22 protein-coding genes are annotated in these 25,670 nt (G+C 41.0%); 13 read left to right on the top strand and 9 right to left on the bottom strand.

The window, feature by feature from the left end:
- Window positions 1-146 precede the first annotated feature (146 nt).
- The 6 genes from cmk (at window position 147) to HYN49_RS12630 (ending at window position 10,263) form a co-directional block, all read left to right on the top strand.
- Window positions 147-833 (top strand): (d)CMP kinase, encoded by a 687-nt coding sequence (cmk, locus tag HYN49_RS12655; RefSeq protein ID WP_108904456.1) that lies wholly within the window; start codon window positions 147-149, stop codon window positions 831-833.
- 159 nt (window positions 834-992) lie between these two features.
- The gene (locus HYN49_RS12650; RefSeq protein WP_108904455.1) at window positions 993-2,246 is read left to right on the top strand and encodes a nucleoside permease; all 1,254 of its coding nucleotides are present in this window, start codon (window positions 993-995) and stop codon (window positions 2,244-2,246) included.
- Window positions 2,247-2,618: 372 nt separating this feature from the next.
- Window positions 2,619-4,391, top strand: a complete 1,773-nt coding sequence (gene rpsA, locus HYN49_RS12645; RefSeq protein ID WP_108904454.1) for a 30S ribosomal protein S1 — start codon at window positions 2,619-2,621, stop codon at window positions 4,389-4,391.
- Between the two features lie 89 nt (window positions 4,392-4,480).
- Window positions 4,481-7,000: a DUF7619 domain-containing protein gene (locus tag HYN49_RS12640; protein ID WP_108904453.1), complete on the top strand. Its 2,520-nt coding sequence runs from the start codon at window positions 4,481-4,483 to the stop codon at window positions 6,998-7,000.
- 132 nt (window positions 7,001-7,132) lie between these two features.
- Entirely contained in the window at window positions 7,133-9,406 is a 2,274-nt protein-coding gene (locus HYN49_RS12635; protein WP_108904452.1) for a DUF7619 domain-containing protein, read from the top strand.
- Between the two features lie 299 nt (window positions 9,407-9,705).
- Window positions 9,706-10,263 (top strand): fasciclin domain-containing protein, encoded by a 558-nt coding sequence (locus HYN49_RS12630; RefSeq protein WP_108904451.1) that lies wholly within the window; start codon window positions 9,706-9,708, stop codon window positions 10,261-10,263.
- A gap of 52 nt (window positions 10,264-10,315) precedes the next feature.
- Here the strand turns inward: HYN49_RS12630 and pheT are convergent, their stop codons facing one another.
- Entirely contained in the window at window positions 10,316-12,739 is a 2,424-nt protein-coding gene (gene pheT, locus HYN49_RS12625) for a phenylalanine--tRNA ligase subunit beta (protein ID WP_108904450.1), read from the bottom strand.
- Window positions 12,740-12,923: 184 nt separating this feature from the next.
- On the opposite strand from pheT, the gene HYN49_RS12620 reads away from it, so the two are divergent.
- Window positions 12,924-13,121: a hypothetical protein gene (locus tag HYN49_RS12620; protein WP_108904449.1), complete on the top strand. Its 198-nt coding sequence runs from the start codon at window positions 12,924-12,926 to the stop codon at window positions 13,119-13,121.
- A gap of 57 nt (window positions 13,122-13,178) precedes the next feature.
- Here the strand turns inward: HYN49_RS12620 and HYN49_RS12615 are convergent, their stop codons facing one another.
- Complete coding sequence (locus HYN49_RS12615) at window positions 13,179-14,135, bottom strand: LysR substrate-binding domain-containing protein (protein ID WP_108904448.1); 957 nt, start codon at window positions 14,133-14,135, stop codon at window positions 13,179-13,181.
- Between the two features lie 95 nt (window positions 14,136-14,230).
- Between HYN49_RS12615 and HYN49_RS12610 the strand changes: the two genes are divergently transcribed.
- The 4 genes from HYN49_RS12610 to can all read left to right on the top strand — a co-directional run bounded on the left by HYN49_RS12610 (window position 14,231) and on the right by can (window position 17,598).
- Window positions 14,231-14,710, top strand: coding sequence for a Dps family protein (locus tag HYN49_RS12610; RefSeq protein ID WP_108904447.1), 480 nt, complete (start codon window positions 14,231-14,233; stop codon window positions 14,708-14,710).
- Between the two features lie 186 nt (window positions 14,711-14,896).
- On the top strand, window positions 14,897-15,160 hold the full coding sequence (locus tag HYN49_RS12605) for a hypothetical protein (protein ID WP_108905072.1): 264 nt from the start codon (window positions 14,897-14,899) through the stop codon (window positions 15,158-15,160).
- Window positions 15,161-15,238: 78 nt separating this feature from the next.
- On the top strand, window positions 15,239-16,885 hold the full coding sequence (locus HYN49_RS12600) for a SulP family inorganic anion transporter (RefSeq protein ID WP_108904446.1): 1,647 nt from the start codon (window positions 15,239-15,241) through the stop codon (window positions 16,883-16,885).
- 77 nt (window positions 16,886-16,962) lie between these two features.
- The gene (gene can / locus HYN49_RS12595; RefSeq protein WP_108904445.1) at window positions 16,963-17,598 is read left to right on the top strand and encodes a carbonate dehydratase; all 636 of its coding nucleotides are present in this window, start codon (window positions 16,963-16,965) and stop codon (window positions 17,596-17,598) included.
- Between the two features lie 30 nt (window positions 17,599-17,628).
- Here can and HYN49_RS12590 read toward each other — a convergent pair whose 3' ends face one another.
- From HYN49_RS12590 to HYN49_RS12575, 4 genes are read right to left on the bottom strand one after another with little or no spacing between them, the layout of a single operon-like run.
- Complete coding sequence (locus HYN49_RS12590) at window positions 17,629-18,825, bottom strand: LETM1-related biofilm-associated protein (RefSeq protein ID WP_108904444.1); 1,197 nt, start codon at window positions 18,823-18,825, stop codon at window positions 17,629-17,631.
- Window positions 18,826-18,877: 52 nt separating this feature from the next.
- Window positions 18,878-19,318 carry a sensor of ECF-type sigma factor gene (locus tag HYN49_RS12585; RefSeq protein WP_108904443.1) on the bottom strand — a complete coding sequence of 147 codons (441 nt, stop codon included), beginning with the start codon at window positions 19,316-19,318 and terminating at the stop codon, window positions 18,878-18,880.
- 2 nt (window positions 19,319-19,320) lie between these two features.
- Entirely contained in the window at window positions 19,321-19,731 is a 411-nt protein-coding gene (locus HYN49_RS12580) for a hypothetical protein (RefSeq protein WP_108904442.1), read from the bottom strand.
- A gap of 30 nt (window positions 19,732-19,761) precedes the next feature.
- Complete coding sequence (locus HYN49_RS12575; protein ID WP_108904441.1) at window positions 19,762-20,304, bottom strand: RNA polymerase sigma factor; 543 nt, start codon at window positions 20,302-20,304, stop codon at window positions 19,762-19,764.
- 132 nt (window positions 20,305-20,436) lie between these two features.
- Between HYN49_RS12575 and HYN49_RS12570 the strand changes: the two genes are divergently transcribed.
- Window positions 20,437-21,093, top strand: a complete 657-nt coding sequence (locus HYN49_RS12570; RefSeq protein WP_108904440.1) for an HAD family hydrolase — start codon at window positions 20,437-20,439, stop codon at window positions 21,091-21,093.
- Here HYN49_RS12570 and HYN49_RS12565 read toward each other — a convergent pair.
- Together HYN49_RS12565 and HYN49_RS12560 are read right to left on the bottom strand one after the other, a co-directional pair.
- Entirely contained in the window at window positions 21,085-22,386 is a 1,302-nt protein-coding gene (locus HYN49_RS12565; protein WP_181368959.1) for a cryptochrome/photolyase family protein, read from the bottom strand. The two genes, HYN49_RS12570 and HYN49_RS12565, sit on opposite strands and share 9 nt — an antisense overlap.
- Window positions 22,386-22,865, bottom strand: a complete 480-nt coding sequence (locus HYN49_RS12560) for an SRPBCC family protein (protein WP_108904439.1) — start codon at window positions 22,863-22,865, stop codon at window positions 22,386-22,388. Before HYN49_RS12560 ends, HYN49_RS12565 begins: the two co-directional genes overlap by 1 nt.
- A 136-nt stretch (window positions 22,866-23,001) precedes the next feature.
- Here HYN49_RS12560 and HYN49_RS12555 point away from each other — a divergent pair, with 136 nt between their 5' ends.
- A complete protein-coding gene (locus tag HYN49_RS12555; RefSeq protein ID WP_108904438.1) occupies window positions 23,002-23,844 on the top strand; it encodes a DUF2911 domain-containing protein in 843 nt (280 codons plus the stop codon).
- 46 nt (window positions 23,845-23,890) lie between these two features.
- On the opposite strand, the gene HYN49_RS12550 is transcribed toward HYN49_RS12555, so the two are convergent.
- Window positions 23,891-25,606, bottom strand: a complete 1,716-nt coding sequence (locus HYN49_RS12550) for a sodium:solute symporter (RefSeq protein WP_108904437.1) — start codon at window positions 25,604-25,606, stop codon at window positions 23,891-23,893.
- Between the last annotated feature and the right edge of the window lie 64 nt (window positions 25,607-25,670).

The raw sequence follows: 25,670 nt of genomic DNA, 5'->3' as shown, positions 1-25,670 counted from the left end.
AATTGGATTATAAGATTGTAAGGCCGCTGCGCTTTAGGATTTGTGACGGCTGTAATACAATATCTTAAAATCTTACAGCGCAGCGGTCTTAAAATCCTCCTCAAACTTTGTAACTTTGCTGCTTTGTCACTTTGCAACTCAAAAAAATGAAAAAAATCACCATCGCCATTGACGGCTTCTCATCCACCGGAAAAAGTACTATTGCAAAACAGCTCGCGAAACATTTGGGCTATGTTTATGTCGATACGGGTGCGATGTATCGCGCAGTGGCTTATTTCGCGATGCAGAATGGTTATATAGACAAGGAATTTTTTGATAAGGACACTTTGATTGCGAGCCTTCCGTATATTAAGCTTCATTTTGTTTTCAATGCGGAATTGGGGTTTGGTGAAATGTATTTGAACGATGTCAATGTTGAAAAGGAAATCCGTACGATTGAAGTGTCGGGATTTGTGAGCAAGGTTGCCGAAGTTTCTGAAGTTCGTGCCAAACTGGTCGAGCAACAGCAACAAATGGGCAAAGACAAAGGCATCGTAATGGATGGCCGTGATATCGGAACCGTTGTTTTTCCCGATGCCGAATTGAAGATATTCATGACTGCCAGCGCCGCCACCCGCGCGCAGAGGCGGTATGACGAACTCAAAGCCAAAGGCGACAGCGTTTCTTATGACGAAGTCCTCAAAAACGTTGAAGAGCGCGATTATATTGATACCCACCGTGACGATTCCCCATTGGTAAAGGCGGATGGGGCTTATGAGATTGACAATTCGGATTTGACGCGGGAGGAGCAATTCGAAACGGTACTCGGACTCGTTAAGGAATTAGATAATTAGATAATGCGATTCGTTGTCAATAAAAAGCGCATAATTTTATCGATCCCCTATTCATTATCTCATTTTCTAATTGCCACATTTTCTAATTTCCATTTGCCCATCTCATTTTTAATGTTAGTTTTACAGGCTGTTTATTAATCAACCAAAAACTAATTTAATATGAGTATAAAATTTAGGCTTACGGCCATGAGCTTCCTGCAGTTTTTTGTTTGGGGAGCGTGGCTGATTACTGTCGGGAATTACTGGTTTGCTACCAAACAATGGAGTGGTGAGCAATTTGGGGCGATTTTTTCCACACTTGGATTATCATCTATCATCATGCCTGCTATCACAGGGATAATTGCAGACAAATGGATTAATGCCGAAAAACTTTACGGCATACTTCACATCCTTGGCGGGGTCGCCTTATTTTACATTCCGCAGGTTCAGGATCCAACAACGTTTTACTGGGTTATATTTGCAGCAATGCTATGTTATATGCCAACGATTTCACTTTCGAATTCGGTAGCATACAATGTGCTGAAAAACAATCAGTACGATGTGATAAAAGTGTTTCCACCCATCAGGGTTTGGGGAACGGTTGGTTTCATTGCGGCTATGTGGCTGACCAATTTAACCGACAATAAAGCGTCTGCCAATATGTTCTACATTGCCGCTGTAGCCGCCATTGCACTTGGAATTTATTCTTTCAGTCTGCCCAAATGCCCGCCGCAAAAACTGATTTCTGAGAATGCTACTTTAGCTCAGAAACTGGGACTGGATGCCTTCAAATTGTTCGGGACTTATAAAATGGCGTTGTTCTTTATGTTTTCAATGTTCTTAGGGGCTGCGCTGCAATTGACCAATATGTATGGTGACGTATTCCTTTCCGAGTTCGGGAAAATGCCGGAATATGCGGAAAGTATCATCGTAAAGAAATCAACGTTGATTATGTCTATTTCGCAGATTTCAGAAACCTTGTTTATCCTTGCGATTCCTTTCTTTTTGAAACGGTTTGGAATCAAGCGCGTGATGCTGATTTCGATGTTTGCCTGGGTATTGCGTTTCGGTTTGTTTGCGTACGGAAATCCTGCCGATGGATTGTGGATGATCGTATTGTCGTGTATCGTTTACGGAATGGCATTCGATTTCTTCAATATCTCGGGATCACTGTTTGTAGAAACGACTACCGATTCCAAAATCCGTTCTTCAGCCCAGGGATTATTTATGATGATGTCCAACGGATTTGGTGCCTTCTTTGGCGGATTGATCAGCGGTTATGTGATCGATACTTATTTCACCCACGATGGCGCGAGGGACTGGCATAACATCTGGCTTTCATTTGCAGGTTATGCTTTGGTGATCGCTGTTTTGTTTGGATTGATGTTCAAGCATAAGCACGTGCCGGAAGATGTGGCGGAGATAGCGCATTAATATCAAATAAGAAGCCCTTTCCTTGAAACGAAAGGGTTTCTTATTTGATAGGAGTACAGTGCGGCATCCTAGCCCCGATGGAAGCGGCATCCTTTTTATGGCTTCTTTAGCCAGAAAAGATATAGCGGACAGCGGGCAGATGAATCCTGAGAAGTTCCGTCGTAATGCTCCTGAAAATCCATATTTTCATTTTAAGTAAATTTTAGCGTATTTGAATATCCAACTATTTGCAAATCAAAAATAAAGTCGTAATTTTGCGCACCTTTTGGAAGAGAAGCGTTGCCCTTTAGGTACTGAACTTTATTTTAAAAACACTTCTGATATTTTTATCTTAAGCAGCGCAGGAATACAGAATACAAATTTTTTATCAGCATGTCTGAACAAACAAAAACACAAGCGGAATTTTTAGAGAACTTTAACTGGCACAACTTCCAGGAAGGAATTGATGCTGTTGACGAAAAAAACCTACAGGAATTCGAAGAATTGGTAGACAAGACTTTCATCTCAACAGATCAGGAAGAAGTAGTGGAAGGTGTTGTAGTAAGGATCACTGACCGTGACGCTATTGTTGACATCAACGCGAAATCTGAAGGAGTTATCTCTTTGAACGAATTCCGTTACAATCCAAACCTGAAAGTAGGTGACAAAGTAGAAGTATTGATTGACATCCGTGAGGACAAAACAGGTCAGTTGGTTCTTTCGCACAGAAAAGCACGTACGATCAAAGCATGGGATCGCGTAATCAACGCAAACGAAACAGGAGAAATCGTAAACGGTTTTGTAAAATGCAGGACTAAAGGCGGTATGATCGTTGACGTTTTCGGAATTGAGGCTTTCCTTCCGGGTTCACAAATTGACGTAAAACCAATCCGTGATTACGATCAGTATGTAAACAAGATGATGGAATTCAAAGTAGTGAAAATCAACCACGAATTCAAAAACGTAGTGGTTTCTCACAAAGCGCTTATCGAAGCGGATATTGAAGTACAGAAAAAAGAAATTATCGGTCAATTGCAAAAAGGACAGGTACTTGAAGGCGTTGTGAAAAACATCACTTCTTACGGAGTATTCATCGACCTTGGAGGTGTTGACGGATTGATCCACATCACTGACCTTTCATGGTCACGTATCAACCACCCAAGCGAAGTTCTTGAATTAGATCAGAAACTGAACGTGGTAATCCTTGATTTCGATGATGAGAAAACAAGAATCCAATTGGGTCTTAAGCAATTGAACGCACACCCATGGGATGCGCTTGATGCTAACCTGAAAGTAGGTGATAAAGTAAAAGGTAAGGTAGTCGTTATCGCTGATTACGGTGCATTTATCGAAGTAGCTGAAGGTGTTGAAGGTTTAATCCACGTATCTGAAATGTCATGGTCTACGCACCTGCGTTCGGCTCAGGATTTCGTAAAAGTTGGTGATACTGTAGAGGCAGTTATCCTTACTTTGGACCGTGAAGACCGTAAGATGTCCTTAGGCATCAAGCAACTGTCACAGGATCCATGGACTGATATCACTTCTAAATACCCTGTAGGTTCCAAGCACACAGGAATCGTTCGTAACTTCACCAACTTCGGTGTATTCGTAGAATTGGAAGAAGGAATTGATGGTTTAATTTACATCTCTGATTTGTCATGGACTAAGAAAATCAAACACCCATCTGAGTTTGTTAGCGTTGGCGAAAAACTTGAGGTTGTAGTACTTGAACTTGATGTTGACGGACGTAAACTATCTTTGGGCCACAAACAAACCCAGGCCAACCCTTGGGATAAGTATGAGGATTCCTTCGCAGTGGGCACCGTTCATAACGGGACCATCTCAGAAATCGTTGACAAAGGCGCTACTGTAGAATTCGGAGACGATATCGTTGCTTTCATCCCTTCACGTCACCTTGAGAAAGAAGACGGAAAGAAATTGAAAAAAGGCGAAGTAGCTGATTTCAAGGTAATCGAGTTCAATAAGGAATTTAAGAGGGTTGTAGCTTCGCATACTGCTATCTTCCGTGAGGAAGAAGAGAAAAACGCGAAAGCGGCCAGCGACGCTGTTACTTCTAACAATAACAATGCTTCTGCATCTACGTTAGGTGACAACAACGACATTCTTGCTGAATTGAAAGCGAAGATGGAAAAAGGAGAGAAATAATAATTTCTTTATATTATATGAAAGCCCTGCAGAAATGCGGGGCTTTTTTGTTAAAATAATTTTATATATTTACTGGCCAATATTTATTTATGAGAAAATTTCCATTTTTCGTTTTTTTGTTCTTTATAATAGGAGTTAATGGTCAGACTATAAATATCCCCGACCCCATTTTCAAAGCAAAATTGTTATTGCCTGCTAATGATAGTGTTGCTAAAGATATATTAGGTAATTATATTACTGTTGATGCGAATGGCGATGGTGAAATACAAGTGAACGAAGCGTTGCAGGTATACAAGTTGGGACTTCATGCGTCAAACATATCGTCCTTAACCGGAATTGAAGCATTCACAAACCTGACATATATCACATGCCAGAATAATCAGATTACGTCGCTGGATGTTTCCAGTATGCCCAATCTGTATTATCTGGATTGCAGTTATAACCAGATTACGTCGCTGGATGTTTCTGGTCTGGCCAATCTTTATCATCTGGATTGCAATTATAACCAGATTACGTCGCTGAATGTTTCCGGTACGTCCGATCTTTATCATCTGGATTGCTCTCATGACCAGATTACAAACCTGGATTTGACAGGCTTAAGTAATTTAAGGTATTTATATGCCAATAACAACCAATTGCAAACGCTGAACATGTCCGGACTAACCTATATGTTCGATTTTAATGCGAGTTATAACAACCAGCTTGATGTTCTGGATTTTGTTGGAATGACGTCTGTTAATTCACTCAGGTGTGACGGTTGTGGACTAAATTCACTTAATATTTCCGGGGTGAATATCCAGACACTTTATTGTTCTTATAATCAACTCACCACGCTGGACCTCAGTGCGGCGATTTCTTTAAGTGTGATTGATGTAAATTACAATAGCTTCACATCACTGGATCTCAGTGGACTGATACACCTCTACGGATTAAATTGCATGAATAACCTGTTAACCACCTTGAATACGCAGGACTTGACGAACCTTCATGTTATACGCTGCCAAAGCAATCAATTTGAAACACTTGATTTAAGCAATTGTAAATTGCTGACAGAAATTTATGCACAGGACAATTCGCAACTCAAAAGCCTTTTCATCAAGAATGGGCGTTATCAGGGTACTGTCAATTTTACTAATGATAACCAACTGAATTATATATGTGCGGATGAAAACGAGATCACATATATTCGTAATCATCTCTATGGCATTGGCCTATACAATAGCTGTGAAGTGAATACTTACTGTTCTTTTACTCCCGGCGGCACGTTTTATACTATACAGGGAAAGAATATTTTTGACGCTGATCTCAATGGTTGTGATGCAAACGATCCGACATTTCCACGTTTAAAATATAATGTAACAAATGGGACTACTGAAGCTACTTTTACTTCCGACAATTCAGGGAATTACATGATTGCCACGCCATCCGGTAATCAGGTTGTTACGTTAATACTTGAAAATCCGTCATATTTTGTTGTGTCGCCGCCAGACTTTTCAGTTAATTTTCCATCAACGGCCAGTCCAAGTTTGCATGATTTCTGTATTTCACCTAACGGCACCCACCCTGATCTTGAAATTTCACTAGTACCGATTGATGTGGCAAGACCCGGCTTCGACGCAAATTATAAAATTATATACAAAAACAAAGGTACCCATGCACAATCCGGGTCAATAAACATGTCATTTGACGATACAATTCTTGAAGTTACTGATGCGAATCCTGACACTGTCGGACCATCTCCGGAATCATTGGTTTGGACATTTACAGATTTACAGCCTTTTGAATCAAGAACCATTTATATCACAATTAATCTAAATTCTCCTGTTGAAACGCCATCTTTACAAGGCGGTGAGATCCTGCATTATACCGTCGCGATTTCATCTTCCCAAACTGATGAAACGCCTGCAGACAACACCTTTACCCTAAACCAAACCGTCGTCAATTCTTTGGATCCAAACGACAAAACCTGTCTCGAAGGCAATACTGTTTCGCCGGATATGGTTGGGAAATACGTACATTATATGATCCGGTTTGAAAATACGGGAACAGCCAATGCTGAAAATATCGTTGTAAAAGACATGATTGACACTTCAAAATTTGATATTTCATCTTTGATTCCGCTTGACGGCAGCCATCCGTTCACGACGCGCATTTCTGACACCAATAAAGTGGAATTCATTTTTGAAAATATTCAGTTGCCTTTTGACGATGCCAACAATGATGGCTACGTTGCTTTCAAAATTAAAACGGGACCTACACTTGTTGTTGGAAATACATTCAGCAATACAGCTAATATTTATTTTGATTATAATGCACCGATTGTAACTAACACTGCTACAACTGCGATTCAGGTTTTAGGGACAGATGATTTTGATTTTAACACTCAATTTACATTATTCCCAAACCCTGTAAATGATACGCTGAAAATTAAATCAAAAGACAATACGATAATTCATTCCATTTCGGTTTATAATATTTTGGGGCAATTGATTTTAACAGTTGCAAATCCCATGGAAAATATTAACGTTTCTGAATTGACAGCAGGAAATTATATCATTAGTATTATTACGGATAAGGGCAAGGCTTCGTCGAAATTTATTAAAAGGTAATCGCATTAATGATTAAGGCCCTGCAGTGATGCGGGGCTTTTTTTTTAGATTCTCGTTCAAAACGGCCATATACTCATTGTGGTTCATTTTTACAAATTTCATGCTTACATTTATGGCGTAATAATATTGACTATGAAGAAATTTTACTTTTTTGTTTTTGGATTGTCTTTTTGTTTATCCGTAAATGCACAGGCAATTAACTTTACCGATCCTGTGTTCAAAGCAAAACTTCTTGCTTCAAATAGTGCAAATATGAATGCCATGGGTACTAATAATCAGGGTATGATTGTAGATACCAACGGAGATTTGGAAATTGATCAGACTGAAGCGCTGGCCGTTGCAGGATTGAATCTTTTCAATGTAGGATTGACCTCATTGGGAGGAATCGAATATTTTACCAATCTGAAAATGCTCGATTGCAGTACAAATAATCTTACTTCCCTTAATATCGGAATGCTGTCAAACCTCCAGCGCCTTTACTGCAACAATAATGCGCTGGGGCAAATCGACCTGAATGGATTGGGGAATCTTTTGTTGTTGCGGTGTTCGGCTACAGGCATTACCAGTTTAGACCTGAACCTTGTGCCCAATTTAACGGTGCTGATCAGTAATAATAATAATATACCGGATCTTTTGGACAATCTACCGGTACTGCACTCGCTCCTCACTTTCGGCTGTCGCCAATGCGGAATTTCTGGCCCCATAAACCTTACTGCGCATCCCCAGCTTCAATACCTTGATGTGAGCCTCAATGCCATCACCGGATTGCAGCTCGATGGTTTAACTGAACTGAGGGATATTACCTGTGAAAATAATAATCTGACGACACTGGATATCACTTCCCTTCCTAAAGTCCAGCAGCTTTACCTCAATTCAAATCAATTGGAAACGTTATTCCTGAAAAATGGTAAATTGACGGAGTCATATCTCAGATTCGATTTTAATCCATCTGTCAAGTACATTTGTGCTGATGAAAATCGAATCAATGGCATCAAATCCTTGGCAATCCAATATGGTTTCACTTCCTGTGAAGTCAATTCATATTGCTCGTTCGAGCCAGGAGGCGCTTTTTATAATATTACGGGAAATACGACTTACGATATAGATGGTAACGGCTGTGAGGCAACTGATCCAAATGTGTTGCTCAGGCTCGTATTTTCTGATGGTAGCAACACGGGCAGATATTTCAACAATACTACCGATAATTATTCTTATCCTGTGCAGGCAGGCACACACACGATTACTCCCGTTCCGGAATATCCTTCCTATTTTAGTGTAAGTCCGCCAACTGCTACAGTTGCTTTTCCGGCTACTGTCAGTCCATTCGTTCAAGATTTCTGCCTTTCAGCCAATGGCCAACACAATGACCTTGAAATAAATCTAATTGCAAGGACGCTTAGGCCAGGCTTTAATTCACGTTACAAAATCATCTGTAAAAATAACGGAACCCATGTGCAATCGGGCACGCTTCATTTCAACTTCAACGATTTGATTATGGAACTCTTAAGCACCGATACTACGCCGTCAGTTCAGGCTGAAAATATGCTCAGTTGGGATTTCGAAGGTTTACAGCCATTTGAAACTACGGAGATATCATTTGTGATGCATATTAATTCTACTACGGATAATCCTCCGGTGAATAGTGGAGAAATTGTTTCTTGTGACGCATCTGTTCAATCTTCACTGATTGATGAAACACCGCAAGACAATCAAATAAGTATCATTCAAAATGTTGTCAATTCCTTAGATCCGAATGATAAAACGTGTCTTGAAGGCAATACTATTGCACCGGAAATGATTGGAAAATATGTACATTATATCATCCGTTTTGAAAATACGGGAACAGCCAATGCTGAAAATATAGTGGTAAAAGATATAATTGATACTTCAAAATTTGATATTGCATCTTTAATTCCAGTTGACGGAAGCCATCCTTTTATTACAAGGATTACTGATACGAATAAAGTCGAATTCATCTTTCAAAATATACAGCTTCCTTTTGATGATGCCAATAATGACGGTTACGTTGCTTTCAAAATCAAGACCAAGCCCACGTTGGTTGTAGGAAATACTTTCAGCAATACAGCCAGTATTTATTTTGATTATAATGCACCGATTCTTACCAATACGACGACGACGGCAATCCAGGTTTTAGGGATGGATGATTTTAACTTCGACAGTGATTTTACCTTATACCCAAATCCGGTGCGTGATATTTTAAGCATCAAATCTAAAGATAACGTCCGGATCAATTCCATTTCTGTTTATAATGTTTTGGGGCAGTTGCTTCAGTCCGTGACCCATCCGATGGAGAAAATCGATGTTTCCGGTTTGGAAGCGGGAAATTATATTGTCAGGATATATTCTGAAAAAGGAACTTCAGCCGCGAAATTTATCAAGCAATAATTTTGTAATGCCTACTTTATAAATCCCGGCATCTCAACGTTTTTTCATATTCTAATTCAAAATGCACCAATACTCATTTGCTATCTTGAAACGGTTTTTGATAGCTAACTTTGAGTAAGTTTTTAAAGAAAAGTTTTTAAAGAAAAAAGTCTGAAATCTGGGAAGCCCTGCAGCAATGCGGGGTTTTCTTTTATCAGTCTCGAGTATTCCGGTATCATAAAACCCTGTTAAAATGGTAATCCTGTAAAACCATCTTCGGGACATAGGCGTAGATTACATCATAACTTAATAACTTATTTATGAAAACACCAAAATTTTTATCAGCAGCGGTTGCCATTGCCGCACTTTTTTTAACAGCTAATGTTTTTGCGCAGGAAAACCCGATGGTGGGTGGTGCAGCGATGTATGCCAATAAGAATATAGTAGAAAATGCAGTAAATTCAAAAGACCACACCACTTTGGTTGCTGCAGTGAAAGCTGCTGATTTGGCAGGTACTTTACAGAGCAAAGGACCATTTACCGTTTTTGCACCGACGAATGCCGCGTTCGATAAACTACCAAAAGGGACAGTGGAAACGTTACTAAAGCCAGAGAATAAAAAAATGTTGCAAGGTATCCTCACATACCACGTCGTTGCAGGGAAAATGGACAGCAAAGCCATTGCCGCAGCCATTAAAGCCGGTGGAGGCAAAGCAGTCCTTACCACTGTTGAAGGCGGAAAACTGACTGCAAGCATGGAGGGCAGTAAGCTGGTATTGACAGACGAAAAAGGGAATACATCGACGGTAACTACCGCCAATGTATACCAGTCAAATGGTGTCATCCACGTTGTAGACAACGTTTTGATGCACAAATAAGAAACTTGTTTTGGTTTGGTTGATGATCCCGGCTGTGAGGCCGGGATTTTTTTTATCTTAATACTGCGCCCAGTTCTGTTTCGAATTTCTGCTGTAATTTGCCCATGATTTTGTCAATCTGCACATCAGTCAGGGTTTTGCTGTTGTCCTGTATGATGAAGCTTAAGGCATAGGATTTCTTGCCTTCCGGCAGGTTTTTCCCGGTGTAAACATCAAAAAGGTCGATTTCCTTTAACAAGGATTTCTCTGATTGCCTGGCAATATCATAAATGGCATCAAACTGGATTTTTTCATCCAGGAGTAAAGCCAGGTCACGTCGTACTTCAGGATATTTAGGAATGTCGGCAAAACGGATTTTGGTATTGATGGATTTTAAAACCAACTCCCAGTTGAAATCGGCAAATAAAACTTCCTGCTTGATATCAAAATGCCTGGCAACTGATTTTTTCACCGTACCCATTTCCACCAGGACATCATCCCCAACAGCAATCGAAATTCCTTCGGCGAAAACATCGGAAATTACAGGCTGGATGTTTGTTTTTGTAATGCCAAGGCGTGACAGGATGCTGTTTACATATCCTTTAAAAAGGAAGAAACCTGAAACCTGTTGCGGTATGGTCCAGCTTTCCTTCATCCGGTTTCCGGTCAGGAAAAGCGTCAGGTGTTTGTTTTCTGCGTAAGCGTCGCCATCCTTACGGTAACTTTTCCCGAATTCAAAAAGCTTCAGATCGGCATTCCTGCGATTGATGTTGTAAGATACGGCTTCGAGTCCTGAAAACAATAAAGATTGCCTCATCGCCGATAAATCCTTACTTAACGGATTGATGATGATAACGTTTTCTTCTTCCTTAAGCTGCTCCGAAAGCGACACATACTCCGGTGTCGTCAAAGAGTTCGCCATCATTTCATTGAAACCCAATGACATCAGTTGGTTTGCGATAATATTCTGTACCTTGTAATCTTCGGTGCGTGGTGAATTTGAAACTGTGGCGTTGAGTTTCTTCGTAAAGTTGATATTGTTGTATCCGTAAACCCTGAGGATTTCTTCAATCACGTCAATTTCCCGCTGTACATCGACGCGATAAGCCGGAATAATCAATCCAAGTCCCGCATCGGAAACGCTATTCACTTTAATATCAAGGGACACTAAAATTTTCTTAATGGTTTCTTTTGGCAGTTCCTGGCCGATGATTTTCGCTGCTTTTTCAAAATTCAGGAAAACCGGAAAGTCTTCAATCTTCTTTGGATATACATCAATTACATCTGAAGTGATTTCGCCTCCGGCCACTTCCTGGATGAGGATAGCTGCCCTTTTTAACGCATATTCAGTAATCGTAGGATCGATGCCTCTTTCAAAACGGAAGGAAGCATCTGTATTTAACGCTTGCCTTTTAGCAGTTTTACGTACGCTCACCGGATTGAAATAGGCACTTTCCAAAAAGATATTGCTTGTGTTTTCACTAACTCCCGAATGCTTACCGCCGAAAACACCTGCAAAGCACAATGGGCCTTTTTCATCGCAAATCATCAGATCATCTTCGTGCAATGTCCTTTCGACATCGTCAAGCGTAATAAATTTTGTTCCGGCTGGCATTGTTTTCACAATGATTTTATTGCCATTGATTTTAGTGGCGTCAAAAGCATGTAATGGCTGCCCAAGCTCATGGAGTACATAATTGGTGACATCCACTATGTTGTTTTTTGGTGTAAGCCCGATTGCCTTCAGCCTGTTCTGCAGCCATTCCGGCGAAGGTTTTACCGTAACGCCCGAGATGGTCACGCCGCAATATCTCGGGGCCAACTTGGCATCGTCTATTTTCACGTCAATTTTGAGCGTGCGCTTGTCAATCCTGAAATTGCTGATGGAAGGCGTCTTTAATTCCGTATTAATGCCTTTTTGCTGTAAACCGGCACGCAGGTCGCGCGCTACGCCCATATGGCTCATGGCATCAGCGCGGTTAGGCGTCAATCCGATCTCGAACACTTCGTCATTTTCGATATTAAAAACTTTGGCGACAGGCGTTCCCGGAACCAATGTTTCGTCCAGGACCATAATTCCTTCATGGCTGTCACCCAGCCCGATTTCGTCTTCGGCACAAATCATACCATGGCTTTCCTGGTCACGGATTTTTCCTTTCTTGATCTGGAAGGCGTTCCCATCTTTATCATATAAGGTCGTGCCGATGGTGGCCACCGCAACTTTCTGGCCAGCCGCAACATTTGCAGCACCGCAGACGATTTGTAGAGGTGTTCCGTTTCCAAGGTCGACAGTCGTTACTTTCAGGCGGTCGGCATTTGGATGCTGTACACACGTTAGCACATGGCCTACAAGAATGCCTTCCAATCCGCCTTTTACGGATTGATACGCTTCGACAGCTTCTACTTCCAGTCCTAAATCAGTAAGCAGGGCAGCGGTTTCTTCAGATTTCCAGTCGATTTTAATGAATTGTTTCAGCCAGTTGTAAGATATCTTCATAAAGGAATTTTAATCGGTGCAAATATAAATGATTGCACGCGAAAAATACCCTAAAAGATAGTTGTCAACAGCAATTAGTTAAAAAAAATAAATTAACACACCATAATGATTTTGTAATCTTAAATTTTTTAAATTTGGTATTGAAGTTTAAAAAGGTTTTTAACTAAAAGAAGCAATTTCATTTATGGAAAAAACTATGTTCACCTATACCAAAGGCATACTGGAAAGTGTCAGTTTCGACCCCATACTTTTTTGTAAAGAAGTACGAAAAGCGCTAAAGGTATTGCTGCCGTACGAAATCGAACAGTTAACGGAGTGGCTTTCGAGATTTGTGGAACAAAAACCCGAATTGAAACACTGCCAGATTTATCTAAATGCATAAAACTAAAAGGAGCTTAAACGGCTCCTTTTTTATTTGATAATAGTATAATTCCAGCTGCTATTGCTTACTGCCGGCTTTAGCCAACGGACTTACAATCTGTACATTCTGGAAAACAATCGCGCCTTTGATCACGCCAGCAATCGTGCTCCGCAAGGCATCGATGATATGGATCTTGAGCTCCGTTTTTGGAAAGACAAGGCTGACCTCACGTGCGGGTTTTGGCTCTTTAAACTGGTGCAGTTTCACTTTGTCCTTATCGCTTAAATCCAAAGTGTGGAGATAGGGCAGGAGTGTAGTTCCCAATCCTTCATCGGCCAGTTTGATGAGTGTTTCAAAACTGCCGCTTTCGAGCCTGAAGTTGCCGTTATTGTTACCGCCGCCGTTGCTTTTGCACAAATTTAAAATTCCGTCACGGAAACAATGCCCGTCCTGGAGCATCAGTATTTCTTCAATATTGAGGTCGCTCACTTCAATTTCTTTTTTGTTGGCCATGGCATGCGATTCCGGTAAATAAGCCACAAAAGGCTCGAAATACAGTACGATTTCTTTTAACTTTTCTTCTTCCAAAGGTGTTGCTGCAATCGCGGCATCAAGATGTCCGTTTTTCAGGCGGTTGATGATTTCTTCAGTATTGAGCTCTTCAATAATCAGTTTGACTTTCGGATATTTTTTAATGAAATTATTCAGGAACATCGGCAGCAGCGTGGGCATAATCGTTGGGATGATTCCCAAACGGAATTCCCCGCCGATAAATCCTTTCTGTTGTTCAACAATGTCTTTGATACGATCGGCTTCGTTTACGATATTTTTGGCCTGGGTTACAATTTTTTGCCCGATATCCGTGAGCTGGATCGGTTTTTTGCTTCGGTCAAATATTAAGATATTAAGTTCCTCTTCGATTTTTTGGATCTGCATACTCAGCGTGGGTTGCGTAACGAAGCACTTTTCAGCGGCTAATGTGAAGTTTTTATATTCAGCGACAGCGAGTACATATTGTAATTGGGTGATGGTCATATATAGTAATTTTTGATACAAATATAAAAACTATCAATTTACCTTATACCATTTTTGCATGAAAATGCTTATTTTTATATAAACACAATATTATTATGAAAATAAATCTTTTAGGCCTTCCCATTAAGGAAATGGAAGAAATCAGCAACGACCTTAATATCCTGTTATCAAGTTTCCAGGTATATTACCAGAATCTGCGCGGTATCCACTGGAATATACGGGGAAAGCGGTTTTTTAACCTTCATGTAAAATTTGAAGAACTTTACAATGACGCACAGCTGAAGGTAGATTTGGTGGCAGAGCGCGTATTGACTATTGGCGGAACACCTTTGCATACATTTGAGGATTATGTGAAAAACAACAAAATTGTCGTCGGAAAGAATATTTCCAATGACGAAAAAGCCATCCACCTGATCGTAGAATCGCTTTCCGGATTGTTGAAGATCGAGCGTGAAATCCTTATCAAAACCGCAGATATCAACGATGAAGGCACCAATTCACTGATGAGTGACTTTATTTCTGAGCAGGAAAAGACAATCTGGATGATGAATGCCTGGCTTGAAGAGTCTTTATAAAATAGTTTTGTTGATTTTAAGACTGTGATACTATAAGATTTGAAATTGAGTAATCTTAAAATCTAAAAGCGCCGCAGTCTTAAAATCCGTTTATAAATGTTAAATTTTAATTAAATCGGTTGTAAAACTTTTCTAACAGATTCCTGTACGATACATTTGCCCCCGATGAAATTTGCTGTAAAAATAATGATTATCATATTCCTGACTTTTCTGGCCACACCCACAATTGTGAGCCTGATTAAGAAAAGTTCGGATACATCGGTATTTTTCAACATGTCCGAAGAAGAACTCGTACACAAAGAAGTAAAGGAATTAAAAGCTGAATTGAAGATTTTCCACTATGATTTCTTCAATTTTGAAAAGCACACATCCGGACTGATCATCTCTGAAAACCAATCGCGCCACGATAATGTGACGCCTTCTATCTTTTCTCCACCGCCTAACGCGTAAATACAATCTGACTTATCGTTTTTTGCAACCCTGCATTGCGGGCTTGCTTCACTTTGTATTCATTTCAGTTTAGGCAATATGACAAAAAAAATCAATCTTTTGGCAAACCTCAAATCCGATTTCGCATCCGGTTTGGTGGTATTTTTAGTGGCACTTCCCCTGTGCCTGGGTATTTCGCTGGCTTCCGGAGCGCCACCATTATCGGGCATTATTGCCGGCATTATCGGCGGTATCGTAGTCGGATCGTTAAGCACCTCACACCTTAGCGTTTCGGGACCGGCAGCAGGACTTACAGCGATTGTTTTAGTAGCGATTACAGATTTTAAGGCATTCGATATATTCCTTGCAGCGGTTATGGTTGCAGGGTTTCTTCAATTGATTTTGGGATTCATCAAGGCAGGGACATTGTCCAACTACATTCCCACTAATGTTATTGAAGGGATGCTGGCCGGGATTGGAGTAATCATTATTTTGAAGCAGATTCCGCACGCACTGGGCTACGATGGAGATTTTGAAGGTGATGAATCTTTCCTTCAGTTTGATGGAAAGAACTCCTTTTCAGAAATTTTCGGTATTTTCAACCACCTTCATCTTGGTGCGATATTGATTACGGTAATTTCACTTACCATCCTGATTGCATGGGATAAAGTACCGTTCCTGAAGAAAATCAAATTGGTTCCGGGAGCGTTGATCGTTGTCATCCTCAGCATTATTTTAAATGAAATTTTCCTTTCCAGCGGAAGTTCCCTGGCAATTGCCCCGGAGCATTTGGTGAAATTACCGGTTCCTCAATCGGTAGATGATTTTAAGAATATCATCACAATGCCTGATTTTACTGCTTTGGGAAATTATAAGGTCTGGATCACCGGCGCTACTATTGCAGTGGTCGCTTCCATCGAAACCTTGTTGTGTATTGAGGCTGCTGACAGGATGGATGTGCAAAAGCGCTATACGGACACCGATATGGAATTAAAAGCCCAGGGAATTGGAAACCTGCTGAGCGGTTTGTTGGGCGGATTGCCGATGACTTCAGTAGTAGTGCGTACTTCGGCGAACAGCAGTGCCGGTGCCAAATCTAAAATGTCGACCATCATCCACGGTTTTTTCCTGTTGATTTGCGTGCTGACGATTCCGGTGTTGCTGAATAAAATTCCGTTTGCAGCATTGGCAGCTGTGCTTTTGCTGGTAGGATATAAATTGGCAAAACCATCGACAGTAAAGCATTTTTGGGAAAAAGGGAAATACCAATTCGTGCCTTTTATAGCGACGCTTGTGTTTGTGGTTTTTACCGATTTGCTGAAAGGTGTGGCCTTAGGGCTTATCATCAGCATCATTTTTGTACTGAAGGGAAACCTCAAGCGCGCCTATCATTTCCATAAAAGGGAATATGAAGACGGTGACATCATCCAAATCGATCTGGCACAGGAAGTGTCGTTCCTGAATAAAGCTGCAATCAAGTCTACATTGAATGAAATCCCTGAAAATTCCAAAGTCATCATCAATGCCGCCGATACGGTCTACATCGCGCATGATGTATTGGATCTGATAAGGGAATTCAAAGCGGTCCGGGCAAAAGACGAAAACATTAAAGTCAAGCTCAAAGGTTTCAAAAAAGCCTATAACCTTGAAAACACGGATGAAATCCAAAACCATGTTTCGATAAAACATCACGATGACCAATTGGAGCAAAAAGGTAAAAAAGCAAAAACGGAACTTAATAATTAATAATCAATAACGTCAGGATGCTGTGAATTCCGTACTTTTATTCCCGGATCTCACACCTGAAAAAAAAACTTTTAACAATGGAAGATTTTTATAAAAAGATTTTAGACAACAATAAGGAATGGGTTGAAAAAACACTTGCTATCGACCCGAATTATTTTAAGGATTTAGCAAAAGGGCAAACGCCGCCACTTTTATGGATCGGGTGTTCTGACAGCCGCGTACCTGCAAATGAAATTATCGGAGCCAAGCCAGGCGAGGTTTTCGTGCATCGTAACATTGCCAATATGGTCGTGCATTCTGATATGAACATGCTCAGCGTACTCGATTATTCTGTAAATGTGCTTAAAGTAAAACACGTCATCGTGTGCGGGCATTACGGTTGCGGCGGTGTGAAAGCAGCTATGGGAAATTCCTCTATCGGTATCATCGACAACTGGATCCGCCACATCAAGGATGTTTACAGGCTGCACCACAATTACCTGGATTCCATCATTAACGAAGATGACCGCTTCAATGCATTTGTGGAACTGAATGTAAAGGAGCAGGTTTTTGACCTGGCCAAAACGTCAATCGTACAGGCTGCCTGGAAATCAGGTCAGGAGCTTACGCTGCACGGCTGGGTTTACGGACTTAATTCAGGTTATGTAACCGACCTGAACGTAGATCTGTCGGGAACGGAAGACCTGGAGACGGTCTATCAGTTAAAATTCTAAATAATAAAGCTGCTTTCGGGCAGCTTTTTTTTATTCTTCCAGGTTTTCGTTAAACGTTGTCGGGAGCATTTTCGGGATGAATTTAATCAATAACGGCAATAACAGACTTCCGCCCGGCAAAAGGAAAATCGTCAGCGATGGTACGGTTTTGCAAAACTCCAGCAGCTGTTTCTTTACTTTTTTCTTTTCCTTGCTATCAAGGCTCCTGTGTGTGGAATGCGTCAGAAGCATCATCAGTTCGCCGTTGTTTGCCAGTTCCTTCTGCAGCCTTTTCTTGTTCCGCGTGATGAGCATCATGACATACTGTGTGGTGTGGTCGTAAAAATGCTTCACCGGATTCGAATAATTGAAATAGGGAATTTCCTTTTTGTATTTGCTGATAAAAGCGTCAGTCTGCATAATGCTTTCTTCAACAAATGAAGCACGGATATCCATCAGCTGTGCCAGTTTCAACAGGAATTCCTCTTCCCGTTCCTCAATGATGCCGTCGCTGCACATCGCAAGTCCGGCCATATCGATTATGTAGAATTTCTCGAATTTATACCTGAAGTAATCCAGTTCCAAAGCCTCCAGATTACTGATATTGACCTTTGAGAATTTAGTGTAGCGTACCGAAGATTCGAACAATTTCACCAGCAGATCATCATAAGGCGATTTTTCTGATTTCGTATTTAATGCCAGTGAAACCACGCTGATAATGGTTTCTTCCAACCGTTTCATGTATCCGCCTGCAACTTCACCGTGAATCAGGTACTGCTGAAACGCCAGGATATCTTCAAACAGCAAGGCATTGGTCAGGATGTGAGAAAAATTCCTGCTGATCAGGTTTTCATTCGTCTGCACCCTTTCCCCGATCATTTTTTCCAGTTCGCCCGTAACAGTATTGTCGGGCAATACTTTCTTGAGCGGGTTAAAACTTTCCTTATTCGTTGCCTTGTAAAAAGACACCGCCGCTGCAATAAATTTTGCAGGGTCGTATTCTTTAGTCACGAGGCTGTGTACGTTATAAAGCGTGCTGAGCAAGGCTATTTTCGAATTTTCCTCGGGCGTTTTGTTTCTTGTGGTAATGGCTTTCGGCGTGTCTAAAGCAACAATATGGCCATATATGAATCCTGTTTTCCTGATGCGTTGGTACAGTACTTCAGGCTCAGCAATTTCTTGCAATTTCAGCGGTTGCTGCTCTGCGAAAAATTTATCTATCCAGCCTGGAGCCGAAGGATTTATCATAGTATCGGGTTAGGATACAAAGCTATTGCTTTTTATGAAACCAAAGCAATTATCATTCCTTATCTCCGCCTTTTTGTTTGTACTGGCGCAATAATTTATGATTGAAGTCGTCTTCGGCTTTCTTGAGCTTTAAAATCTTGATCGGACTGATGACGGTTTTCAGGTTTGTAATCAGTTTTTTGCGGTTGTCTGCCAGGTCCTGCTCTGCTTCCTCGAGTTGTGTGAGTAATGCCGAGGCCTCTTTTTCCGTGAGTTTGTCTACCGCCGGTTGCTCCATTTTTCTTTTGATCTCCTTGATTTTCTTGAACCGGATTTCAAATTGCCTGTCTTCATAAGCATTGAAGAATGGCCAGAATTTTTCCGCTTCCGCAGAAGTCAGTTCGAGTTCCTTGGTAATGAAGGCCACTTTCAGTGATTTGATTTTCTCTTTTGACACCTGCGCAAACGTCGCAATTGTACAGAAGAATAAAATGAAGGTCAATATCTTTCTCATAATTAATCTATTAGGTTTTCAAAATTATTGTCGGAAGTAAGGACTTCCTCGATGGATTTATCGTCAAGGGAAATGTCGCTGTCGATATTGTCAAGGTCTTCCTCATTAAGGAGCGACGCAATATCATCAGTTGAAATATTCGATTGATAAGTGAGGTAGTTCTCGATTGAAACGGCATCTGGCTGGGCTTCTTTTGGCGTAAAATCATTGATGACAGGAATCATGAGGGCTGCAAAGACCACTGCCGCCGCGGCGCACCATATTATTTTATAACGTTTGTAAAGCGGAATGACCTTTGGCTGTTCCGCATTTATTTTTGCCATTACAGAAGCGGAAAGGCTTTCAAAATATCCTGCTGGTTCGCGGAATCCGCTGCTGATTTTCGGGTGTTCGTCCAGTTTGAAATTTTCCATATTGCTGAGACTTTTTATTTTTTCGTTAGTTTAACCTTTATTCATGAATTCCTCAATTTTCCTTACGGCATGAAAATAAGATGCTTTTAAAGCACCGACAGACGTGCCCAGGATTTCGGATATTTCCTCATATTTCAAATCCTGATAATATTTCATTTTAAATACAAGTTGTTGCTTTTCAGGCAGCAAAGTCACAGATTTTTGCAGTTTCAACTGAATTTCGTCGCCATCGAAATAATCATCCGCTTTAATTTTTTCAATCTGCCTTTGTTGGTATTCTTCACTGGTTTGCCTGTGTTTTTTTGCTTTATTGTTGATGAAAGTAATCGACTCATTCGTTGCAATACGGTACATCCATGTAAAGAGCTTACTGTCGCCCTTGAAATTTTTAAGGTGTCTGAAAACCTTTACGAAAGTATTCTGGAGCACATCGTCGGCATCGTCGTGGTTCAGTACGATACTCCTGATGTGCGAATATAAAGGCCGCTGGTATTGCGCAAGCAATTTCTGAAACGCGGCATTTTGCGTTTTCGGATCAAGCAATTCCTTTATGAATTCTTCCTCGTCGGTCAAAAGTCAATTTTTTGTGTTTCTGACTAAAGTTAATCCAAATAGTTTAATGGCCTTTCAAACGGCATGTTATCTTTTTGTGAAAATGATTTGTAGCCCTCTAAACTTTGTAAATTTGCCGCACAATACAACCACATGATACAAACAGTTATTTTTGATATGGATGGCGTTATCGTTGATACGGAGCCAGTGCATCATTTTGCCTACAACCAGCATTTTAATGATCTAAACATTGATGTTCCGGCAGAAATGTATGCAACCTTCACCGGATTTTCAACCAAAAATACTTATGAAAAACTGAAGGAAAACTTCGGTCTCCCACATGAAGTCGATGTTTTGGTCAACAGAAAAAGGGAATTGTTTAATGATGCCTTCGACAAAAAGGAAGATTTATACCTTTTAGAAGGCGTGGAAAACCTGATCAAAGATTTGCATTCAAAAGGCATGCAGCTAGTTTTAGCTTCATCTTCCGCTAAAGTTACTATTGAGCGTGTTTTTAACCGGTTTAAGCTGCATCAGTATTTTACATACATCGTTTCGGGTGAAGATTTCCCGAAATCAAAGCCAGATCCCGCGATTTTCATTGAAGCGGCGCGTTTATCAGGAACCCCAATTGAAAACTGTATCGTGATTGAAGACAGTACGAATGGCGTGAAAGCGGCAAAGTCAGCGGGAATTTATTGCATTGGGTACGTCAGTCCGCATTCGAAACTACAGGATTTATCACTGGCCGACAAAATCATTACCCATTTTAACGAGCTGGATTTTGAAACCGTTAAAGGTTTACACTAAAGCTTCCTTAAACACCTTAAGGCATCGTTCACGTGCTTCTTTGTGATCGACTATGGGTTCGGGATACGAATCCGTGTCAAATTCCCTGACCCATCTCCGGATGTATTTTCCGTCCTTATCAAACTTTTTTGCCTGCTCCGCCGGATTGAAAATCCTGAAATATGGCGCGGCATCCACACCGCTTCCCGCTGCCCATTGCCAGTTCCCGACATTGCTGGATTGTTCATAATCCAATAATTTTTCGGCAAAATAGGCTTCGCCCCAGCGCCAGTCGATCAATAAATGTTTACAGAGGAAACTCGCCACCACCATACGGACGCGGTTGTGCATGTGGCCGGTTTCATTAAGTTCGCGCATTCCCGCATCTACAATCGGATAACCGGTTTTGCCTTCACACCATTTCTTGAAATTTACTTCACTGTAAATCCATTTGATGTTGTCATATTTTGGTCGGAAACTTTTATTCACGGTATGCGGAAAATGCCACAGGATTTGCATAAAAAATTCGCGCCAGATCAATTCCTTCAGGAAAGTCTTATTGGATTCCTGATTCGCCTTCTGAACCATTTTCCTGATCGGAACGGCTCCGAAACGCAGGTGTGGACTCAGTTTTGAAGTTTTGTCCAGAGCCGGAAAATTCCTTGTGCCTTCATAATTGTGAACCAAGTCCTTTGAAATGTTGTATTCGGGAACCGAAATTCCCGACTTTTGGAACCCGATTTTTTTCAATGATGGAAAAGGGTGTGAGTGGGCTGCAATTTTGTCAAAATGATTTTCGGACGGGAAATGCTTCAAATCCGTTTTATGGAAATGCTCCAGCCATTTGTTTGAATAAGGCGTAAAAACGACATAGGGCTTACCGTCTTCTTTAATGATTTCATCTTTTTCAAAAATGACCTGGTCTTTGTAAGTCTTAAATGCAATATTATTTTCTTTAAAAACCTGGTACACCGCCTTGTCGCGTTTGCGTGCGTAAGGTTCATAATCGTGGTTTGTAAAAATAGTTTCGATTTGGTTGTCCCGGATGAGGTCTTCAAAAATTTTGGCCGGATCACCATGAAATACAGCAAGTGAACATTTTGACTCCTTCAGTTTTTCATTCATCGCATCCAAAAGGGAATGGATAAACGTAACCCGCGCATCGTCTTTTGGCAATTCGGATAAAATTTTATCGTCAAAAATGAACATAGGAAGCACTTTGAGTCCGGATGTAAGCGCTTCATAAAAACCGCGGTTGTCATCGAGCCTTAAATCCCTCCTGAACCAGAAAATATTGATTTTGTCTTTTTCCATTATGCTGTTTTACTTACTTCAGGATCATATTCACCGAAAATTTCAATCAGCTTCTGTCGCCTGAATTCAAAAATTTTATCCAATTTTGGCTTTATGATAAAAGAATGAATCCATTTGCCAAAAATACCCAGGGGAACGCTATAATCAACGATATTTTCCATTTCGACACCATTTGGAATGGCTCTTATAAAATGTTTGTGATGCCACATTTTGTATGGGCCATAACGTTGCTCGTCAACAAAATAGGCCTTTTCTTTTACATAAGTGATTTCAGCAATCCATTCTGTTTTTATACCAAAAAAAGACCGTACATGATATTGGATGATCTGGCCGGCATACATCTTTTTTTCAGCACCTGAGACAATCTCGAACCGTAAATCGGGTGGTGTAATTTTCGCCAGGTTTTTCGGATCGGATAAAAAATCCCAGGCTTCATCTACAGAGGTTGATAAGCATTGGATGTTTCTTTTTGTAAACATAGGGCAAGTTTTCACAAAGATACAAATGTTTAATGCTTTCTTTAAAACATGAAACAGACTAAACTTAAATTAATATAATATTAACATTTCAACCCTGCCTGAATGCGTAATTTTGGCGAAATATAAAACCTTACTTATGAGAAAATTATTTATCGTAGCGACTTTATTATGTGTAACATACCTTACAGCACAGGTAAAAACGCCGGCGCCAAGCCCTAAGGCACATGTAGAACAGGTGGTAGGCCTTACGGATGTTACCGTTGATTATTCACGCCCGGGTGTGAAAGGGCGCACCATTTTCGGAGATTTGGTTCCTTTCGGAAAATTATGGAGGACCGGTGCGAATGCCAATACCACAATTAATTTCAGCGAAGATGTCGTGATTGATGGCAAGACCCTGAAAAAAGGGAAATATGCATTGTATACCACTCCTAAAGCGGACAACTGGGATGTGATTTTTTACAGCAGTACTGACAACTGGGGTACTCCGGAAACCTGGGATGAAAGTAAAGTGGCCTTGAAAACCAATGTAAAACCTGAAATGCTGAACCGTAACGTGGAGAGTTTTACGATCGGTATTAATGGGCTCGACAATAACTATGGTATGCTTGAAATCTCCTGGGAGAAAACGGTTGCTGCAGTTAAATTTGAAGTCCCTACCAGAAAAACCGCTACGGAAAGCATCAAGAAAGCACTGGCCGGACCTTCAGCTGACGATTATTTCTCGTCGGCGCAATATTATTTCCAGTCAGGAGATGACATGAAAGTTGCTTTGGAATATGTGAACAAAGCATTGGAAATGAAACAACCGAATCCATTTTGGTACACCAGGCTTAAGTCTTTAATCCAGGCGAAACTGGGCGACAAAAAAGGCGCAATCGAGACTGCAAAGATTTCACTTGCTGCTGCTGAAGCAGCCAAGAACGCGGATTACGTAAAAATGAACAAGGACAGTATTGCGGAATGGAGCAAGAAATAATTATCCTGAAATATTAAAAAAAAAGCCCTGAATTTCACGGCTTTTTTTATGCTTCAAGTGAGGTATTTTTCTTTAGCGCAAATACTTGAAAGATTATTGAAAACAATACTGTCAATACCGCACCGATAAAATTCAGCCATAAATAACCCAGTTTTTCCTGTCCGTCAGGATATATGTGTATGGCATAATAATAGATGATAAAAATAATCAGCTGGCTGATGACCGCGCTCCAGAAGATGGCTGCAGATTTCACATAGTTGATGTAAAAACCAACGAGGAAAATCCCCAATACCGTGCCATAGAATATTGATCCGACAATATTTACCAATTGGATCAGGTTCACAAATAAACTTCCGACACAGGCAAATGAGATGGCGACGGCACCCCATAATATGGTAAAGAACTTGCCAGCATTTACGAAATGCTTATCGGGTTTTTCCGTGTTCAGGTTGCGCTTGTATAAATCAATTACAGTAGTCGATGCCAACGCGTTCAATCCCGATGCCGTAGATGACATGGCAGCGCATAAGATCACCGCAAGCAGCAGTCCGATAAATCCGCGTGGCAGGTAATGCACTATGAAATAAATGAAGATATAATCGGCGTCACTGGATTTGTCTTTTCCCTGTGCTTTCCCGATCAGTTCCTGGCCTTTGGTACGGAGTTCTTTTTCGTACTTGTTGAGCGATTTGATTTCCATTTTCAGGGCAGGGTTTTCAGTGTCACTTTTGGCCAATGCGATGACGGCCAATTTCTTTTTAGCGCCCACATCGGACAGTTCAGTTTCAAGTGACTGATATTCTTTTGCGTAAGCGGAATGTGCTGCAATCCCTTTACTGTTCGGATTGAAATTCAGCGGGACTTCACGAAATTGGAAGAAAACGAAAACCATCACACCGGTCAGAAGGATGAAAAACTGCATCGGGACTTTCATGATTCCGTTCAGGATAAGCCCCATCTGGCTTTCCCTGATCGATTTCCCCGAAAGATAACGCTGCACCTGCGATTGGTCGGTCCCGAAATAGGACAGCATCAGGAACAAACCGCCGGTAATGCCACTCCAGAAAGTATAACGGCTTTTAGGGTCGAAAGAAAAATCGAGAATGGTCATCTTGTCACTGGCGCCCGCAATTTGCAATGCTTTGCCGAAAGTAATGTCGTCGGGAAGTGCGTGTAATATCAGGTAAAAAGCTACGCCCATCCCCAGCATGATGATGAACATTTGCTGTTTGTGTGTGACATTGACTGCTTTCGTGCCACCTGAAAAAGTATACAAAACCACTAATGTCCCGATGCCGATAATCATCTTGTTCAAATCCCAACCTAAAATGGTCGAAAGGATAATCGCCGGGGCATAAATAGTAATCCCGGTGCCGAGTCCGCGTTGCACTAAAAACAATATCGCCGCCAGTGTACGGGTTTTCATGTCGAATCTCCTTTCGAGGAATTCGTAAGCCGTATACACTTTCAGTTTATGGTAAATCGGAATAAAGGTATAGCAGATTATGACCATGGCGAGTGGCAGCCCGAAATAAAACTGCACAAAACCCATCCCGCTGTCATAAGCCTGTCCCGGTGTCGACAGGAATGTAATGGCACTCGCCTGGGTAGCCATCACTGAAATCCCGACAGTATACCACGGTGTTTCATTGTTGCCGAGGATGTATTCGTTCACGTTTTTGCTGCCAGTCGTTTTCCATACGCCATAAAAAACGATGAAGAAAAGCGTCGCGATCAGTACAATCCAGTCAATCGGTTCCATTTACGAAGAATAACGCATTAGAAAATAAAATATCAGGATGTAGCAGGCATTGGCAAACAGCACG

Origin of the sequence: Flavobacterium pallidum (assembly GCF_003097535.1) — a bacterium.
GTDB lineage: Bacteria > Bacteroidota > Bacteroidia > Flavobacteriales > Flavobacteriaceae > Flavobacterium > Flavobacterium pallidum.
Note: the sequence above shows the minus strand (reverse complement) of the source record. Positions and strands in the feature narration are given on the sequence as shown.

Coding starts and splice junctions, on each gene's coding strand:
- cmk (WP_108904456.1), top strand. CDS start 147: ATGAAAAAAATCACCATCGCCATTGACGGCTTCTCATCCACCGGAAAA.
- HYN49_RS12650 (WP_108904455.1), top strand. CDS start 993: ATGAGTATAAAATTTAGGCTTACGGCCATGAGCTTCCTGCAGTTTTTT.
- rpsA (WP_108904454.1), top strand. CDS start 2,619: ATGTCTGAACAAACAAAAACACAAGCGGAATTTTTAGAGAACTTTAAC.
- HYN49_RS12640 (WP_108904453.1), top strand. CDS start 4,481: ATGAGAAAATTTCCATTTTTCGTTTTTTTGTTCTTTATAATAGGAGTT.
- HYN49_RS12635 (WP_108904452.1), top strand. CDS start 7,133: ATGAAGAAATTTTACTTTTTTGTTTTTGGATTGTCTTTTTGTTTATCC.
- HYN49_RS12630 (WP_108904451.1), top strand. CDS start 9,706: ATGAAAACACCAAAATTTTTATCAGCAGCGGTTGCCATTGCCGCACTT.
- pheT (WP_108904450.1), bottom strand. CDS start 12,739: ATGAAGATATCTTACAACTGGCTGAAACAATTCATTAAAATCGACTGG.
- HYN49_RS12620 (WP_108904449.1), top strand. CDS start 12,924: ATGGAAAAAACTATGTTCACCTATACCAAAGGCATACTGGAAAGTGTC.
- HYN49_RS12615 (WP_108904448.1), bottom strand. CDS start 14,135: ATGACCATCACCCAATTACAATATGTACTCGCTGTCGCTGAATATAAA.
- HYN49_RS12610 (WP_108904447.1), top strand. CDS start 14,231: ATGAAAATAAATCTTTTAGGCCTTCCCATTAAGGAAATGGAAGAAATC.
- HYN49_RS12605 (WP_108905072.1), top strand. CDS start 14,897: ATGATTATCATATTCCTGACTTTTCTGGCCACACCCACAATTGTGAGC.
- HYN49_RS12600 (WP_108904446.1), top strand. CDS start 15,239: ATGACAAAAAAAATCAATCTTTTGGCAAACCTCAAATCCGATTTCGCA.
- can (WP_108904445.1), top strand. CDS start 16,963: ATGGAAGATTTTTATAAAAAGATTTTAGACAACAATAAGGAATGGGTT.
- HYN49_RS12590 (WP_108904444.1), bottom strand. CDS start 18,825: ATGATAAATCCTTCGGCTCCAGGCTGGATAGATAAATTTTTCGCAGAG.
- HYN49_RS12585 (WP_108904443.1), bottom strand. CDS start 19,318: ATGAGAAAGATATTGACCTTCATTTTATTCTTCTGTACAATTGCGACG.
- HYN49_RS12580 (WP_108904442.1), bottom strand. CDS start 19,731: ATGGAAAATTTCAAACTGGACGAACACCCGAAAATCAGCAGCGGATTC.
- HYN49_RS12570 (WP_108904440.1), top strand. CDS start 20,437: ATGATACAAACAGTTATTTTTGATATGGATGGCGTTATCGTTGATACG.
- HYN49_RS12565 (WP_181368959.1), bottom strand. CDS start 22,386: ATGGAAAAAGACAAAATCAATATTTTCTGGTTCAGGAGGGATTTAAGG.
- HYN49_RS12560 (WP_108904439.1), bottom strand. CDS start 22,865: ATGTTTACAAAAAGAAACATCCAATGCTTATCAACCTCTGTAGATGAA.
- HYN49_RS12555 (WP_108904438.1), top strand. CDS start 23,002: ATGAGAAAATTATTTATCGTAGCGACTTTATTATGTGTAACATACCTT.
- HYN49_RS12550 (WP_108904437.1), bottom strand. CDS start 25,606: ATGGAACCGATTGACTGGATTGTACTGATCGCGACGCTTTTCTTCATC.